The 15,731-nt window shown below is 46.4% G+C and carries 13 protein-coding genes and 1 tRNA gene; 7 read left to right on the top strand and 7 right to left on the bottom strand.

Annotated features, from left to right (window positions below; translation table 11 throughout):
• Positions 1-331: 331 nt before the first annotated feature.
• Positions 332-1,345 carry a diacylglycerol/lipid kinase family protein gene (locus ABWW03_RS13875; RefSeq protein ID WP_353409080.1) on the bottom strand — a complete coding sequence of 338 codons (1,014 nt, stop codon included), beginning with the start codon at positions 1,343-1,345 and terminating at the stop codon, positions 332-334.
• Between the two features lie 187 nt (positions 1,346-1,532).
• Here ABWW03_RS13875 and gltX point away from each other — a divergent pair, with 187 nt between their 5' ends.
• The 6 genes from gltX to ABWW03_RS13845 all read left to right on the top strand — a co-directional run bounded on the left by gltX (position 1,533) and on the right by ABWW03_RS13845 (position 8,850).
• The gene (gene gltX, locus ABWW03_RS13870) at positions 1,533-3,020 is read left to right on the top strand and encodes a glutamate--tRNA ligase (RefSeq protein WP_353409078.1); all 1,488 of its coding nucleotides are present in this window, start codon (positions 1,533-1,535) and stop codon (positions 3,018-3,020) included.
• A 298-nt stretch (positions 3,021-3,318) separates the two neighbouring features.
• Positions 3,319-5,694, top strand: coding sequence for a LysM peptidoglycan-binding domain-containing protein (locus tag ABWW03_RS13865; protein WP_353409076.1), 2,376 nt, complete (start codon positions 3,319-3,321; stop codon positions 5,692-5,694).
• A gap of 249 nt (positions 5,695-5,943) precedes the next feature.
• Positions 5,944-6,019 (top strand) — tRNA-Ala (locus tag ABWW03_RS13860).
• A 236-nt stretch (positions 6,020-6,255) separates the two neighbouring features.
• The gene (locus ABWW03_RS13855) at positions 6,256-7,581 is read left to right on the top strand and encodes a hypothetical protein (protein WP_353409074.1); all 1,326 of its coding nucleotides are present in this window, start codon (positions 6,256-6,258) and stop codon (positions 7,579-7,581) included.
• Complete coding sequence (locus tag ABWW03_RS13850; RefSeq protein WP_353409072.1) at positions 7,574-7,885, top strand: hypothetical protein; 312 nt, start codon at positions 7,574-7,576, stop codon at positions 7,883-7,885. Before ABWW03_RS13855 ends, ABWW03_RS13850 begins: the two co-directional genes overlap by 8 nt.
• Entirely contained in the window at positions 7,849-8,850 is a 1,002-nt protein-coding gene (locus ABWW03_RS13845; protein ID WP_353409070.1) for a hypothetical protein, read from the top strand. The genes ABWW03_RS13850 and ABWW03_RS13845 overlap by 37 nt, the downstream gene beginning before the upstream one ends.
• A 21-nt stretch (positions 8,851-8,871) precedes the next feature.
• Here ABWW03_RS13845 and ABWW03_RS13840 read toward each other — a convergent pair whose 3' ends face one another.
• The 6 genes from ABWW03_RS13840 to ABWW03_RS13815 form a co-directional block, all read right to left on the bottom strand.
• The gene (locus ABWW03_RS13840; RefSeq protein WP_353409068.1) at positions 8,872-10,395 is read right to left on the bottom strand and encodes a replication endonuclease; all 1,524 of its coding nucleotides are present in this window, start codon (positions 10,393-10,395) and stop codon (positions 8,872-8,874) included.
• 294 nt (positions 10,396-10,689) lie between these two features.
• Positions 10,690-10,926 carry a helix-turn-helix domain-containing protein gene (locus ABWW03_RS13835; protein ID WP_353409066.1) on the bottom strand — a complete coding sequence of 79 codons (237 nt, stop codon included), beginning with the start codon at positions 10,924-10,926 and terminating at the stop codon, positions 10,690-10,692.
• A 199-nt stretch (positions 10,927-11,125) separates the two neighbouring features.
• Positions 11,126-11,818 carry a hypothetical protein gene (locus ABWW03_RS13830; RefSeq protein ID WP_353409064.1) on the bottom strand — a complete coding sequence of 231 codons (693 nt, stop codon included), beginning with the start codon at positions 11,816-11,818 and terminating at the stop codon, positions 11,126-11,128.
• A gap of 293 nt (positions 11,819-12,111) precedes the next feature.
• The gene (locus ABWW03_RS13825; protein ID WP_353409062.1) at positions 12,112-13,077 is read right to left on the bottom strand and encodes a hypothetical protein; all 966 of its coding nucleotides are present in this window, start codon (positions 13,075-13,077) and stop codon (positions 12,112-12,114) included.
• 52 nt (positions 13,078-13,129) lie between these two features.
• A complete protein-coding gene (locus ABWW03_RS13820) occupies positions 13,130-14,008 on the bottom strand; it encodes a hypothetical protein (protein WP_353409060.1) in 879 nt (292 codons plus the stop codon).
• Positions 14,009-14,025: 17 nt separating this feature from the next.
• On the bottom strand, positions 14,026-15,270 hold the full coding sequence (locus tag ABWW03_RS13815; RefSeq protein ID WP_353409058.1) for a phage integrase: 1,245 nt from the start codon (positions 15,268-15,270) through the stop codon (positions 14,026-14,028).
• Between the two features lie 133 nt (positions 15,271-15,403).
• Between ABWW03_RS13815 and ABWW03_RS13810 the strand changes: the two genes are divergently transcribed.
• Complete coding sequence (locus ABWW03_RS13810) at positions 15,404-15,706, top strand: hypothetical protein (RefSeq protein WP_353409056.1); 303 nt, start codon at positions 15,404-15,406, stop codon at positions 15,704-15,706.
• The last annotated feature ends 25 nt before the right edge of the window (positions 15,707-15,731 follow it).

Raw genomic sequence — 15,731 nt, 5'->3', positions numbered from 1 at the left:
TTGTGCGACCTTTACCCATAGTTTAGAAGCTATTTTCGCTCAGCGGTTTGGCCCAAAAAACGCTAAATTAGCCGTATGAAAAATAAGCATTTTTTATGGTTTTTTTTGAATAGAAGGGAACTCTTTACATTTCTTTCCTTTCTGCCGAAGTAAACACTAACATTAGAAAATTTGTCAGTCTAAAAAACAGGCACTTTAAGAAAATTAAGCATAGATGGCCGTTGGCCTTATAAAGGATCGGTCTAAATAAATGCGCGAAAAATAAGCATTAGGCATGACGAATGGGCTGAATGATCAGGCAGAACGCGCTTTTATCAGCCTTTTCAGGCGCTTAGCGGTGAAGAAACTCTATGCTGTGTTCGCTGCAACGAACCGTGCAGGGCAATAGGCCAAAGTCATCGCCATCCAGTTGTACTGGCTCTTCGGCCTCATTGAGGGCTTCGATCGATACCTCCTGGGCACTGAATTGCTCAACCCCAGGGCATTTGTGCATTAAGCCCAGAGGCATAGCGCACAGCGCCAAAATAAAGGTCAGGGTGTTGCCGCTGATGGTTGTGATCACCAGGTCGGATTCTTCGAGCATGCCGTTTGGGCACAGGGTGTATGAGCCTGCATAGAAACGCCCATTGCTGATAATGGCGGCATTAACGGTTTGGTTTTTGCCGTCGCTGATCACTCGGTACAGACGGCGACTGGCTTTGGGCACCTGCTTGAGCATAGAGACCACATAGGCGAGTTTGCCCATACGCTTTTTCAAATTGGAATCCAGGGTGTGTACCACCCAGGCATCGAAGCCCACACCGGCCATTAACAACATGACCTTGCCATTGATCAGCGGCAGATGAACACGACGGGTAGGGCTGTCGGCAATCAGGGCCATGATCTTATCGATCTTATGGCTACTCGCCAGTCCATTAATGCCCAGTTCCCGAGCCAGAACATTTGCGGTGCCCGTCGACAGAGGTAAAACCGGCACGTCCAATCGTCCAGCGGCGTATAAACCCGAGGCCACTTCATTAATGGTGCCGTCACCGCCGGCGACAATGATCAGATCCGCCTGCCAGGTTTCCTCAGCGAGAAAACGCGTGGCATCACCGCCGGCCTGGGTGTCGTAGCGCGCCCAAGGGTAAGCGTCATGATCCAAACGTTCACACAGTGCCTTCAGCCAATGTTTATCGCTGTAGCCGGAGATCGGATTGCAGATCAACAGCAGTGTTGGTTTGCTTTGGGGGGTAGCTTGGGCGGTGCTGTCAGCGGCGGTATTAATGGGGCAACTTCCTTGATGATGTCGAGCGTCGTCGTTTTTCAAATGGTTAGGTGATTTCAGGAGGGCGCATGATAGCACGAAGGACGCGTGAGATTTTGAGCGCTCTCGGATAATGGGTGATCACCCAGGACGAGAGGTAACAGATTGTATGTCAGCGCTATTCGACGTGGTGGCTGTTGCAGTATAATCCCGCCCTTTATATGCAGCGCCTCGCTGCTCTGTTTGATTGGCCCATGCCATTGGGCGTATTTCGGAAATTTACACCATGACTGTACGCACGCGTATCGCCCCATCTCCTACTGGCGACCCCCACGTAGGCACCGCTTACATTGCTTTGTTTAACCTGTGCTTTGCCAAGCAACATGGTGGCGAGTTTATTCTGCGCATTGAAGACACCGACCAACAGCGTTCAACCCGCGAATCCGAACAGGCCATTTACGACAGCTTGCGCTGGTTGGGTCTGGATTGGGCAGAGGGCCCGGATAAAGGCGGTGAGTTCGGTCCGTATCGCCAGAGCGAGCGCAAAGATATTTACGCCGAATACGCACAACAGCTACTGGATTCCGGTCATGCATTTAAGTGCTACCGCACTCCTGAAGAACTGGATGCGTTGCGCACGGCTCGCCGCGAAGCCGGTGGTTTTGCCGCGCTCAAACCCAGCGAGCTGAAATTGTCTGACGATGAAGTGGCAAAACGCGAAGCCGAGGGCATGCCGTATGTGGTTCGTATGGTCGTGCCGGAAGGCGAAGGCCCATGCCCGGTGGAGGACATGCTGCGCGGCACCATTGAATTGGACTGGGGCCAGGTAGACGCCCAGATTCTGTTGAAGTCTGACGGCATGCCAACCTACCACCTGGCCAACGTGGTGGACGATCACCTGATGCAGATCACCCACGTATTGCGCGGCGAAGAGTGGATTAATTCCGCCCCGAAACACAAATTACTGTATGAATACTTTGGTTGGGATATGCCACAGTTGTGTCATTTGCCATTGCTGCGCAACCCCGACAAATCCAAACTGAGCAAGCGTAAAAACCCAACCAGCATTCTGTATTACCAGCGTATGGGTTTCTTGCCGGAAGCGTTGTTGAACTACCTTGGTCGCATGGGATGGTCCATGCCGGATGAGAGCGAAAAGTTCAGCCTGCAACAGATGATGGATAATTTTGACATTCAGCGAGTGAGCTTGGGCGGCCCGATTTTTGATGTCGAGAAGTTGTCTTGGTTGAACGGCCTGTGGATTCGCGAAGACCTCACGGTGCCTCAATTGGCCGACCGCCTGCAGGACTGGGCGCTGAATCGTGAGAACCTGGAAAAGGTACTGCCCCTGGCACAAAGTCGCATGAACACCTTGAGCGACTTCGCGCCGTTGGCCAGCTTCCTGGCGGCCGGCCAGCTGCCGATCAATGAAGACAGCTTTGCGGACGTTAAGCTGGAGGAAGAGCAGCTGAAGCACGTTCTGCAATTTGCCCTCTGGCGTTTGGAAGCCTTGCGTACCTGGGAGCGTGATGAAATCTTCAATTGCCTGAAGACCCTCTCGGGTGAAATGGACATCAAGCTGAAGGATTTCCTGGCGCCACTGTTTATCGCCATTGCTGGCACCACGGCGTCATTCTCCGTAATGGATTCCATGGCGCTGCTGGGGCCTGATATGAGTCGAGCACGGATTCGACACGCTTTACACGCCCGTTTTGGCGAATTTGGTAAGAAGGTCATGAAAAAGCTGGAAAAATCGTACCAAAGTCTGGGGTGATAAGGGGTGCCGCTTGAAAGAGCCGCAGGGAGGCAGAAAAGGAATTAAGCGCTATACTTATCTAGTGAATCGGGCTTTGGTAGATGTATTCGACTAAAACCCGCGCTAATTTTGAGAATTTGTCACCAGCAATGCCGCTTGTTGTGAATTAGCTCACATTTGACTAAAATTCGACGGATTCAAGAAGCATTATTAGGTCGGATCCTAATTTGAGCCAATATGGCGGCTAGGATGGTTGAAAGGGGTAATACTATTAATAATTTAATTGCTGGTTTAGGTTTTTTCACTGAGAAAAAACATGCAAGTTAAGTTAAAGCACGCCCGAAATCTCTTTCGTTCAGGCTTGGCAAGCTGCCTGCTGCTAAGCCCCGCGCTCGCTGCAGCCCTCGGGCTGGGCACCATCGAGCACAGCAGTTGGCTCGGCGAGCCCCTCAGCGCAACCATCGAAGTTCTTGACCCCAAAGGGGAATACAGCCCACAAGATATCCGTTTACGCCAAATCTACCCGGAAGAGGCCGCCGCCTTGGGGGTGGATGTTGTCGCTATTCGCGTCCCCCTTCGCACCCGAGTGGAGCGTGAAGGCGGCAAGCTGATGATCAAACTTTCAACCGATCGTCCGGTCAGCGAACCCTTTCTGAATTTTATGTTGGCCCTGGAATGGCCCAGTGGCAAAAGCTACCGCGAATACAGCCTGTTGCTGGACCCAAAAGATCAGCAGCAAATTCAGCCACCGGTGGCCGCAGCGTCAAACCGTCAAACGAACAACTCGCGAGCTAATGCCCGCCCCGTGCTTATTAATGAAGGGCAGGGGAATAACAGAGCGTCTCGCCCGGTCGTAACTCGCCCGGTAGCCAATGTGCCGGTCAGCGGAGGCGACAATGCGGAATATTGGCGCGTACGCCCGGGGCAAACTCTGTCGCAAATCGCCCAGAAAGTGCGGATCGACAGCAACATTCAGTTGCAGGCCGTCACCAATCATTTATACCGCAATAATCCCCAGGCCTTTGAAGGCGGGATCGATCAATTGCAAGTCGGCGCTCAGCTGCGTTTGCCAAGCAAGGTTGAATACGCCCAAATGCCAAGATGGCGTGATGAGCCCGTCGCCGCATTGGATAGCCTGAGTGCACAGCAAGCGGTTCAACACGAAGCATCGGCCCCAGCGCCTCAGCAATCCTTCGCGGGCGATGCCAAAGTTGATTACACCGTGCAGCCGGGTGATACCTTGTCACAGGTTGCGCAGAAGATGCGTCAAGATCCAAACATTGCGCTGCAAAAAGTGATCGACGATATCTATCAACAAAACCCGGATGCCTTTTCGGGGGGTAAGCACAGCCTTCGGGTTGGCGCCAAACTGGAATTACGTGGCGAAGCGGCGATGCCAACACATAAAGTCAGCATGAATGATGTTGATGTGTCGGATGTCAGCCCAGAAGTGCCCGATGCCTCAGCGTTTGATGGTGTAAACCAGGCCAGTTCCAGCAATGAAGTGAATGGCCGCCTTCGTTTGAGCGACGCCAACGTCAGCGAAGAACAGATTCTCAATGGCGATCTCCCCTCCAGCGAGGAGATGTCTATCAAGCAGCAGATTCAGGTGGTTTCCGAGCTGACCGATAAGCTCAACCTGGAAAACCGTGAGTTACGCCAGCGAATCGCTGCCGTCGACAGCAGCGACAGTGTTGAGCTGATGCAAGAATTGGTGCTGCTGCAGTCCAAACAAATCGAACACTTTCAGCAGCAACTGAAAGAAACCCTAAGCTTACTGGAAGATCAAAAAGGTAATGGTTCCTTGGATGGCACCTTGGCCAGCTTATCGTCGGCAGATAACTCGGCTGCCACCGAGCTTCCTGTAGAAGACGCCAGCAATGAAAGCCATCCCGAAACCGGCGCCAACACCAATGAACTGCTAAGCGCTGAAGCCGTAGACGACACCCCGGCCGACAATACCGAGCTTGCGGAATCTGCGAGCAACACCTCAAACGATGAGAGCGCACAAGCTACTGAGACAGAAAGCCCGGACCTCTACGAAGGCCAAGGCGTCGGCACCCAGCTGGCCGACCAAACCACAGCGGGCGCAGAAGAAACCGATGCGGCCAGCAAAGCATCCCTACAGGCCGACGCTGGCTTGAGCTCAAACAGCTTAATGCTGTGGGCCGGCTTATTCATTGCCGCCATCTTGGCCGCACTGGCCTGGTTGGATTTCCGGCGCCCGGGTGGTTTCCTGAATCGCTTCAACAAAAAGACCGAAGAGCGAGAAGAGCCCGCATACTCATCTGGCCCAGCCGTGGCCGCCAACGAGCCGGTAGTCCGTGTTCGCAAACGCAATGAGCTCGAAGCTGAAGAGAGCGACGAGCCTGTTGTGCAAGTACCTCTGGCGGCACCTGTCGATGAGTCAGAGGCCAATGAAGAGGGCAGTGCCGACATCGCACCAATGATCACCGGTGTTGCGCACTGGAATCGCAAAGACATCCCCATGCTGCACGTGGAAGAGTCCGAAGTAGAAGACCTCTCCAGCGACGAACCGCAGGGCGACGAAAACCTCAACTTCGATGACTTCGGCCTGATGAACACCATCTCCATCGACGACCTGGACATCAACCTCGATGATGGCCTGGAAGAAGGCTTCAAACTCGACCTCGACGACGAGGAAGAAGACACGCCAAACCGGGCTCCCTAAGCGAGCCCAGGGCATACGCCAAAGCAGCCCCAATTTGCCAGTAGGCAACACACTCGCAGGCAAGCCAGCAGGCCGCCGGAACAAGTTTTATACAGCCCACGCTAAGCCCGAAGGCGAATGCCTTAAATCCTTGAAAATCTTACCAATTGTTGTTGACAGCTCCGGCCACAGTGATAGAATGCGCCCCGCTTTCAACGAAAGCCATCCCTTATCTAATGGCGTGATTAGCCGATATTTAGATACCTCTGTGGGGCCTTAGCTCAGCTGGGAGAGCGCAACACTGGCAGTGTTGAGGTCAGCGGTTCGATCCCGCTAGGCTCCACCAAATATACGTTGTAAATCAACGACTTAGAAGCCCGTCTTGTTTGCGGGCTTTTTTGTGTCTGGAATTTAAGTCCATATTAAGTCCATGTGGTACAATCACGTTTATATAATGGAAACGGTCTAAATTCTTTAAAGTGCACAATCACATTCCTTTCCAAATCGTTTGTGTTTGCTACCTAATAAAGATATTTTCAAGATCGTCGCCTAAATGGAAAGAGGCAATTAGTAGACTAGGACATGAAAAAGGTTACTGATAGTTATACTTTTTTACAGGGTAAGAGATATCAGAGGTGGCTAAAGAATCAAGAAAAGGCTCAGCCACTCGTTAACAATGCTTCAGTGGTCAATAAAGAGGCCCACCTTGAGCACTTTAGAACTATATCTCGGAGAAGCCTCCCATCTAAAAAAATTCCTAGGTGGACGCCGGCAAGCAGACCTCCAAAACAGAGGCTAGAATTAAAAATACCGGAGGACTTTTCGCTATTAGGGAATCCAGAAGATGTTCTGGATATTATTTCTCAATTGTCCCATATGGGAGAGGACCGTCAGGTCGTTAGTGTTCATATTGATCACTCTAAAATGCTTGAAGACGATTTGGCGGCAGAAATACTCTTAGGTCAAACTGTTGCATATATAGAGGCATCAAGGAAGAAAAAAGGCGGTAAATTCCATGTTTCGGGAACTTATCCTCAGGATAGAGAGAAAATTAGGCTCTTGAACTCTGTTGGGGTTGTGAAGGAGCTAAATGCGAAAAATGACCATGAAGATAGTGATGTTGAAAAAGTACAGATCTTTAAGCGACATGGATTGCTCCACGAGGAGCTAAATATCCATGTTGGAGATCAAAAATCGAGAGCAATAACCGGTTTTACAGACTATCTTAATAGTTGCCTAGCCACTATAGGCAAGGTGCTTACTGAGAAAGGCGAGCAGAGACTCGGTGAGTATGTAGGTGAAATCATAGGGAATGCAGAAGAATACTCTGGAACTGGATATTGGCATATATATGGTTATGTAGATGGCACAAATCCTGAGAAAATCTATGCTGAAGTGGTTATTTATGGTTTAGGGCAAAGTATCTATGACTCATTTGATGGGAAGAGAAATAACCACGAGGTCTATAACCGTATTGAGCCATATGTTTCAGCACATTCACATTTGTGCTCGGAACGGCTTCTGACTACAGTGGCGGCCTTACAGCAGTTTGTATCTACTAAGATTGATGAAGATCCAACTAGAGGGCAAGGTACCATAGATTTATTGGAATTCTTCAACACAATTTCGAGGGAATGCATAGAGGGCTTATCTGAAAATAAGATTTCTAAACTAAAATTGATTACGGGCGGTGTTAGTATAGATGTCGATGGCACTTATTTGCCGCAGCAGGATGCAAATGGCAGGTCGACAATTTATTTTAATGATTTAAACGTTGAATCTATGCCGCCAAATGAAAAATACGTTAAAGAGTTAAACGGGGTTTCATTCCCGGGAACTTTGATTACCATTAAGTTCCCACTAAGAGATGACTCACTCATTAAGGAGTCAGGAGATGATAATGTCTAGTTGCATAGTGGATTTTGGACAATTAGGAGGCCGTGCCTACGCAGGCAGGCCGAATGGTCAGGCAGCATACGAATACTTCCACATCGATAAAATGATGAGCGAATGTGAGATTGTTAGTGTTAAGTTTCCTGATGATACAAAAACACTTACAAGCTCATACTTTTTAGGGTGTTTTGGAAAAACTATTATCGAAATGGGTTCTGAAGAAGCATTTAGAAAAAAGTTCAAGATGGAAAATCCAACAAAGCTAAATGGAATTATTAGCAAATGTATAAAGACTGCTCTCATAGCAACATCTTATTGAAGCTTAATTTTGGATTATTATGTTTGTCTTTTTTGTTGGCAGGAGCATGTACTGCAAGTGAGAGCTCGCTGGAAATAAATGGCCCAAAAAATCAAGTTGGTGAGCAAATTATTTCTAATCCGCATGCAGCCTCTTCGCAGCTAGATGAGAATGCGAAAAAAGCCCAAAATCGAAGTTTAAGCGTTCGTCGAGACGAAACTCCCCAAGATACAACGGCCGGCACAAAGAAGGTAGAAGTGCAATCTACATTTGCGCCCATTGTGCCCAAATCTGTCCTGATTCCTGAAAACCAGCATATTGGGAAAGCACCGGAGGCGAGTTCAAATTCGGCGCCCTCTAAAGTTAATGTGAGTAAGAACCAAGTGGAGGGTATTTCAGTAGATATATCTGTTCCCAATGAGGCTTTCAATATCAAGCTCATAGAAGCTAATAAAAGCTGGCTGACAACCAATTGGTTGAGTTTGGTCGCAATTTTGGTTTCTGTCGGTGGTATTTTCTACAATATTTATCGCGATAGAGCTTCTTCAGCAGCGTCAAAGAAAGATGGCTTTTGGTTTCGTGAAATGATATCCCCTAAATACATGGTTCCAATGTTAGCGCTGCTTAACAAATATCATGGTAAATATGCTGAGTTGGTTTTATCCTCTATACCAGTTGCCGATGAAGACCCGAGTGATGAATCTGCTGAGGATAAATTTATTGAATTCATTGAAAATTGGGATTCAGAGTTGGATAAAGTTAATCAAAGCTCTTTCTATCTCAAGGTTATGGCTAGTGGTGAAGAGGCAAAAGTCGAAATAAAAAACGTCCATCAGAAGCTGCTTCAAACTATCACTAATAGGTTTTTTGAGGGGGGGTTAGCAACGATTCCAGGCGAAGAGCCGCCAGAATTGTACAGTAACCCATTTATTGATGCCTCGGCAGATTTGATAGATATTTTTTCCAACCTACAAATTAATCATTAGCAAATGTCAAATTAAGTACACTTATTGACAGAACTCCAAGGGAGGCGCGTTCGCGCCTCCTATTGAAAAACACTCATTCATCATCTGCTCGCTTTTTACAGGCGCCAATTTAATCTGCCACTCCCGAAAGCGAGTTTTCACTATTTCTGCATTTTTGTACAAAAGGCCAATAATCTTGTGGCACAGCTCGCCATATTTGTTAAGGGTATCTTTTACTACTTGAAAGGCTCTTAATGGCTGAGCTTTTCGCGGAGCTTGTGGGCCTCCACAGAGGCTTACAAAGCGCCGCCAGTCGCCTTGGTCTGCGGCTTGTACGATTTTTGCGAGCAGGTCCGGATCACCCTTGCTTAATAAGGCGCCGCTTTCCTCGCTGTTGGCTAATCGGCGTGATTCTCGCCACACCGTGACACTAGGCCCACCTATAAACTGAAATTGCCTGAAATTCCATGTAGAAGCCCATGCGCGTATTCTGGCAGCGCTATCGATGGCGTCTTTGCCATAGTTGTCTTCACCTACATGCTCACCGTCAATATTCTTAGCTATATATTTCGCTATATAACCTACTGCCGAGCCTTTGTTTGGGTTGATGTGTTCTACCTTAAATCGATGTTGTCGAGCGCCGGGCTCGTTTGGGTCTTTGGCAAGGGCATACTCACGCATGATCTGAGTGAGTTGCTCCTCTTGATGTTTAGGTACAAATAGTAAAAGGTGCCAGTGCGGAGTACCGTCATGGTGCGGTTCTACTACCCGTACTCCATAGGGTTGTATATCTTGTCGCTTTAGCTTGGCGCGGGTGCGCCTCCAGAGCGTGTTCAGGTATTTCTGAGTTTCGGCTGGAGAGTATCCTTTGTAACGGGGGTTGTGTTTGCCGTTGCTGGACAAGCATGCGTGAAAGCAAGACGGGGCGGTTAAGGTGTAAAAAATACCTACATGGTCTTGTTCTTTAGCTATCTCTTCAAAGCCCGAAATACGGGTCATTAGCTCATTGCGGCGGTTAACAAGGTTGGCTGTGCTTCGTTTGGCCAATTCCAACAGACTAAGAGACTCGCCTAAGTCATTTTCGGCAATTAATAGCGATAGAGTTTTCATATTGCGTTTATGCTGGGCTCGTTTTCGCTCCACCATAAAGTTGCTGCAATATATGCCTTTAGTTTTATTTACTAAACCGATTTCAATGTGAACATGTTCTAAGACGGTATCTTGGTGTCGACGGATTTGTCGGCGCCACCATTCATCATCACAACAGCGGGCAATGGCTCCTGCGATTTCTTCACTACTTGCCTTATTTATAGCCTCTAGAGGAAAATTAAGCCCGCAGTCATTTACAAGATCAATAACCTTCTTGATGGCTTCCTTTTCACCTTGGTGCTTACTTGTATCTCCGAGCAGTTTTAAAACGGCTAACGATTTCTTTTTCGCAAATGTTTTTACGTCTTCGTCGGGTGAGTCGATGTAAATGCCATGAAACTGTGGCCCTAGGGTTAGTTTTTTGTGCAGCTTACGAAGCTGTTGATTTGCATACACATAACCCGCTTCTTTTTCCACGCGTACATAGTATCGCGCTAAGCTAACCGCAAGATCGGGATGGCGACGGTAGATTTGCTCTCGAAAAACAAAGCACTCTCTAGTGCCTAGGCCTTTGGTGATTTGATTAGCCCTTAGGTAGCTACGCATTGCTAAGTTGAAGGGGTGAGAGTGGGGAAGTAAGGTCAGCAATACTGGTTTGGTCTGAACCAGCATTGCCGCCCAAATAAAGCAAACACCACCACTGTATCGCCCAATGCAACAGGTTGAGATTGGAGGTATTTGTATGGCTGGGAGTGGGAAGGTTAGGGCAAGTCATTGCACCTGCCCTAAATGATCATATTTGCCAAGTTCATCAATCCAGCGATCTAAGTCTTCACGTAAATAACGAATAGAGCGGCCGATCTTGATAAAAGGGGGGGCTGGTGTGCGGTTCTCCCGGTTCCCCTCCATACGTGCCTGGCGCAAATAGGAGCGGCTCATGCCGATATATCGAGAGGTTTCCTGCTCTGTAAAGACTCGTGGGCTGTTGTATAGCTTTGTAGTATCCATGTTGTGCCTCTTGTTACTTGATGAACAAGGGCGATACTACGGAGGTGGAAGGTGTCCCGGACGTTAGCCGGGACTCTTCGGGACATTAGCCGGGATTATTCGCGATGAACGGTAATGCAGATATGTCATGCACAAATAGTTGTTTCAATGCTTGTGATATATAACCCTGGCTTGCTGTGGGTGTGGTATAAGTCTAACCCTAATCGCTTGTGGGGCTAAACGCGAAGGTTCTGCCATAGAAAGGCTTTAATTTCTGTTGCTTAAGGTTCTTATTCAGCTTGTTGCAAATGCTGTCATGTTCGTCTCTGAATACGTAGTACTTGTTTAAGAGTCTTTGCATTTCTGCTTTCTGGTGTTCGTCTTTGTAGGTTGCTTTCCTTTGTTGAATGCTAGGGGCACATTCAGAAAAGTACATTTCCGCTCTTTGGACATGAAGATCAAGTATATGATTCATATACATTACCCTTAATGCATATGGTTTTTTGTGGGTTGATAGTATCCCTCTAAAATGCTCAACTTGGTTGTGCGGATAATTGTAGTTTCTTTGGGCTCCAGGTTCCCAAATAAGTTCGCTGATCAGTTTTGCCAGATCTTCAACAACAGCGAATTCGTCAAGTAGAGATTCATATTTCTTTGAAATATCAGCGAATAGACTTTCGTCAGAACTTTTATGAATTTGGTTTTTGATAAAAATGAGTGGCCATGAGTCTTTTAACGTAGCTAATACCGCTACGATAGCGATTGCTATTCCTATATATATGATCCATTTCGGACCATTAAGTCCCGTTCCAGCTAATGCCGCGGCCCCGCCAATAATCGCTATAGCAAAGTTAAGCCATTGTGTCGGTGTAATTTCGTTTGACTTTTTATGGGGCTCTATATCGTGATCCATGGTTATTACAAGTCCTAAGTTTCAGAGTGAGTTTAGTTTTAAGTCGAGATTTATTTTTCTAATTTGACACTTAAGTAAAGCCTAGTGGTATTCTATTTATTTGGAAAATACCCGAAATCACACATTACACATTTTCCAGTTTATTTTCGAATTCCAATTGGTTAGCCCAGAAAACTGGGCGACTGTAAGCTGGAATTCCAAAACTCAATTTTCGAATTAATTTGAAAAATTCCAAGTTAATTCGGAAATAATCAAAAAAACATTTCCATTATTTTTGTTTTTCTGATAGACGCTTAGCTTGAGGCGAGTGTGCTTACAAGGTTCTTGACCGTCTTGCGAGAAATAGACTTTGGTTCGCCGTGTAAAGTTTCCCATTCGGCTGAACGAGCGTCGATTGAGACAAGGATACTGTCAATATCATAGATGGCGTTATCGCTGTCGCATTCATAGCGTAGAATCTCCCATACTCCAGTTGCATTGATCCCAGGGTTTTCATGGATAATTCGCTTGATCAGTTCATGAAACAGATTTTTACGCTTTTTATGCGAATTTCGAGGTGCAATTTCAAGGGTTGAGCTTTTTTCGGCGCTGCTATTGTAGTTTTTAGTCTTTGCTAGTTCAGATGCCGCAAACCTCAGCGAGTTGGGTTCAAAGATTGAGTTGTGTTTGAAATTAAGTGTGTAGTTTTCGGGGGGAGATTTTGAGTGCTGGTCTAACGCATGAGCTATTGAGCCCTTTTCTTTTGGAGCACTGGGGTCGCTAAATGCCTCTACAAACCCTCTTATCAATTTAGAAACTGTTTCACTTTCCCTTGGGAATGGGGTTGCAGCGAACTGTAGTAGCTTGTCAGTGTGTAGTTTACCTTTAGATTCCCAGTTTGATATCGGTGTCATTGGAAGAGGGTACTTAAATGGGTTTTTGAAGCTAGTAAAAGATACCTTTTGAGGTTCTTGCAGTTTCCCCCAGCCAGTGCCCAGTGTAATACTGTGTCCGTCAAGCAAATCCAATATTAAACTTATGTGTAGAGTCATGTGACCGCGGTAGCCACATTTTGCTATTCCTGTCCAGTCATTATGGCCATTGGAATCGAAGATTAAGAAGTCGCGTTGCCCAGTATAAACGAGTGGGGTGATGATTGATTCTTCAACGTAGTATCTCAATTCGCTAATCTTAAGACCCGTGATTTCAAGCGTTTCTTCCCATGTGTAAAACGGGCCTTGAAGTATTTTCACCGTATCCTTTGATATTTCTTTTGACATTTTAAGCCTTTGGGTGGTCCCAATTTTACCTATTAAGTTCTCATGGCTTTCGTCATAACGTGTTTGCCAAGTTTGATAGTAGTCTCTGCCCATCACTGTTTAGGTCATTTCTTGGAACTATTCCCCAGTCGCTCACATTGACTAACAATCCAGAGCTATCATTCACAGCAGGAAAACCAAGGCGAATAACAAATCCCAAAATATGCTTACTCTTGGAGCCTATTTTTTGTTGCCAAAAACTATTGTAGGTTATAATCGTATTGTTCATTAACTGATTTATTTTCTCTTTTAGATCAGCTTCATTTTGACCAACAAGCATTTCGTCATTTGGAATTGTGATTGGCGTTAAATCAAGAGCAATTAGCCCTCGATTTAAAGACCCGGGACTATTTTTGATTTGCTTTTCCAATTGAGATGAAGCTACTTTTATATTCTTTTCAAGTTTCTTTTGTGAGGTAATCCGCTTACATTCAACCCAGATTTTCTTCCCTTCAAATTCTACACCTGTATCTGATTTTGAGCTTAAAATACAAGTTGATAAAAGGTGTGGTAGATGTAGTCTTGAAGCAGTTAATAATTCAAACATGAAGTTGCGTGCTTCGTTTGACTGGGGGGTTTCGTTTGCGAGATAAGTCGGGCCGTAAACAGCTTTTTGCATCTTGCTTTTTATATTTTGAAGCTGGCACTTTGGGGTAAATTGAAACGCCTTATATACACTAATAAAACTTTCGATCTCAAATAAGGAGTTCATAAAATCCAGAAAATCAAAGTTGGGGGATTTATACCCATGTTCTCCCCAATCGGCAAAGGTTTTCAGGTAACTATTTGCCCTTCCTGAAGATAAGTTGATGTCTAGATCCTTTTTAATCCAATCCATGGATTTTAAGAAGAGTTCAATTTGTTGGTCGTAAGTTTGTGTGCGTATTTCCATTGTGTACTTTCAGGCTGTTACCCAATTAAAGCTATAGCGTCGGCCTTATGATCTGGTGCTAGGTGAGCATAGCGTAGGGTGGTATTAAGGTCAGCATGTCCGCAAAGCTCTCGCACTGTATTTAGCGGCACACCCTTCATTACCAGTTTTGATGCAAAGTCATGGCGCATATCATGCCACCTAAAATCGGTGATTTCAGCTAAATCTAGTATGCTGGCCCAAGATTTTCGAACATTGTCCAGTCGACCTCCACTACCAGAAGGAAATACACGCCCCGAGAGGCTAGGCGCTTGCTTTTGCCAATTTCTCAGAGCTTCTATAGCGGTTGGGCTTAATGGAATATGGCGACTCTTTTTAGACTTGGCTGTTTCAGCCACTACGGTGACGATTTTTTGCTCAAGATTGATGCTGTGCCATTCTAGATCGAATAGTTCACCCCGCCGCATCCCTGTCTTTAACGATAGGAGGACTAAAGGAGTCATCCTGTCACCATAGGCATATTTGCTTAGCTCTGGCATAAGCTCTTTACAGCGTTGTCGTCGGTGCTCATTCCCTCGGCTACGGGCTTCTTTTAGCTCATCATCACGTTGTAGAAGGGCGTCTAATAAGCGCCTTTCTTCTGACTCGCTTAGATACCTAACTTTTGGTGTGCTGGCCAATGGTAGCGCTTTGAGCTTTCTTAGGGGGTGTTCTTCGATAACCTCCCACTCTACGGCTTTGGTAAGCACTGCTCTCAATGAGTTTACACAGCGATTAATGGTGCTGGGTTTTAGGCCTTCGTTTAGCTTGTCAGTACGCCAGCGCTCAAGCTGGGAAACTGTTACTTCTATCATTGGGATATTCAGCAGTAGGGGAAAGCTGTACTTCACTCGATCAATAGAGCTTTTGGCGCTTTTAAGATTAGAAGTTGCCCATGGTTCATAGGCTTGCTCAATAAACCTACTAAGAGTTTTTTCAAGAGTATCCATTGCTGCCTGGCGGCGACTTTGTTTCTCTCCTTGAACGTCTTTTCCTTGGTTTACTTCGCCAGCAATTCGAATGGCTTCGTCTCTAGCTTGAGCCAAACTTAAACCAGGGCCTAGTTGTCCAATTTTTATACGCTTCCTCTTCTTCGCTTCGTTGCGATAGGAGTAGTAAAAAGTCATTCGGCCAGAAGGTTGTACGCGAAGTAAAAAGCCCTTTAGTTCTGTATCGACTACTTCATAAGGCTTCGTTTCGACTGCGAGTGATTTGATTGCTCGGGCGGTGATTTTGGCCTGCATTGGTCATCCTTGATGGGGATCAGCGAGTAGTAATATATGGATTTAAAAATTTAAGTCCATATTAAGTCCAAATGTATTGAACTCATTAAAACCGATATGTAGGCCAATGTACAGAGGTGAGCTTTGTAAGTGTATGAGTTTTATAGGTTTAATGGTATTTGGTGGGTTTGTGTTGTTCTTGTTTATTTATTGGGATTCAGGCTCTGCACGCACTGGCAGTGTTGAGGTCAGCGGTTCGATCCCGCTAGGTTCCACCAAACAAGCTCTTGTTATCTCAAGAGAATTCGAAAAAGGCCAGCTCTGTGAGTTGGCCTTTTTGCGTTTCTGGGTTAGCTATGGGTTAGTTCGGCCCGTTAATCTAATTTATTTTATAGATGTAAAAAATTTGCCTACGTTGGCATCTACCTGCGGATACACTTGTACCTTTGAGAAGTAAGGAGTGTTTATGGGTAAGGGCTATC

Source organism: Pseudoteredinibacter isoporae (genome assembly GCF_040372805.1).
GTDB lineage: Bacteria > Pseudomonadota > Gammaproteobacteria > Pseudomonadales > Cellvibrionaceae > Pseudoteredinibacter > Pseudoteredinibacter isoporae_A.
The sequence above is the reverse complement of the archived record's forward strand: the minus strand, read 5'-3'. Positions and strand labels throughout refer to the sequence as shown.

Coding starts and splice junctions, on each gene's coding strand:
- gltX (WP_353409078.1), top strand. CDS start 1,533: ATGACTGTACGCACGCGTATCGCCCCATCTCCTACTGGCGACCCCCAC.
- ABWW03_RS13865 (WP_353409076.1), top strand. CDS start 3,319: ATGCAAGTTAAGTTAAAGCACGCCCGAAATCTCTTTCGTTCAGGCTTG.
- ABWW03_RS13855 (WP_353409074.1), top strand. CDS start 6,256: ATGAAAAAGGTTACTGATAGTTATACTTTTTTACAGGGTAAGAGATAT.
- ABWW03_RS13850 (WP_353409072.1), top strand. CDS start 7,574: ATGTCTAGTTGCATAGTGGATTTTGGACAATTAGGAGGCCGTGCCTAC.
- ABWW03_RS13845 (WP_353409070.1), top strand. CDS start 7,849: ATGTATAAAGACTGCTCTCATAGCAACATCTTATTGAAGCTTAATTTT.
- ABWW03_RS13835 (WP_353409066.1), bottom strand. CDS start 10,926: ATGGATACTACAAAGCTATACAACAGCCCACGAGTCTTTACAGAGCAG.
- ABWW03_RS13830 (WP_353409064.1), bottom strand. CDS start 11,818: ATGGATCACGATATAGAGCCCCATAAAAAGTCAAACGAAATTACACCG.
- ABWW03_RS13825 (WP_353409062.1), bottom strand. CDS start 13,077: ATGTCAAAAGAAATATCAAAGGATACGGTGAAAATACTTCAAGGCCCG.
- ABWW03_RS13820 (WP_353409060.1), bottom strand. CDS start 14,008: ATGGAAATACGCACACAAACTTACGACCAACAAATTGAACTCTTCTTA.
- ABWW03_RS13815 (WP_353409058.1), bottom strand. CDS start 15,270: ATGCAGGCCAAAATCACCGCCCGAGCAATCAAATCACTCGCAGTCGAA.
- ABWW03_RS13810 (WP_353409056.1), top strand. CDS start 15,404: ATGAGTTTTATAGGTTTAATGGTATTTGGTGGGTTTGTGTTGTTCTTG.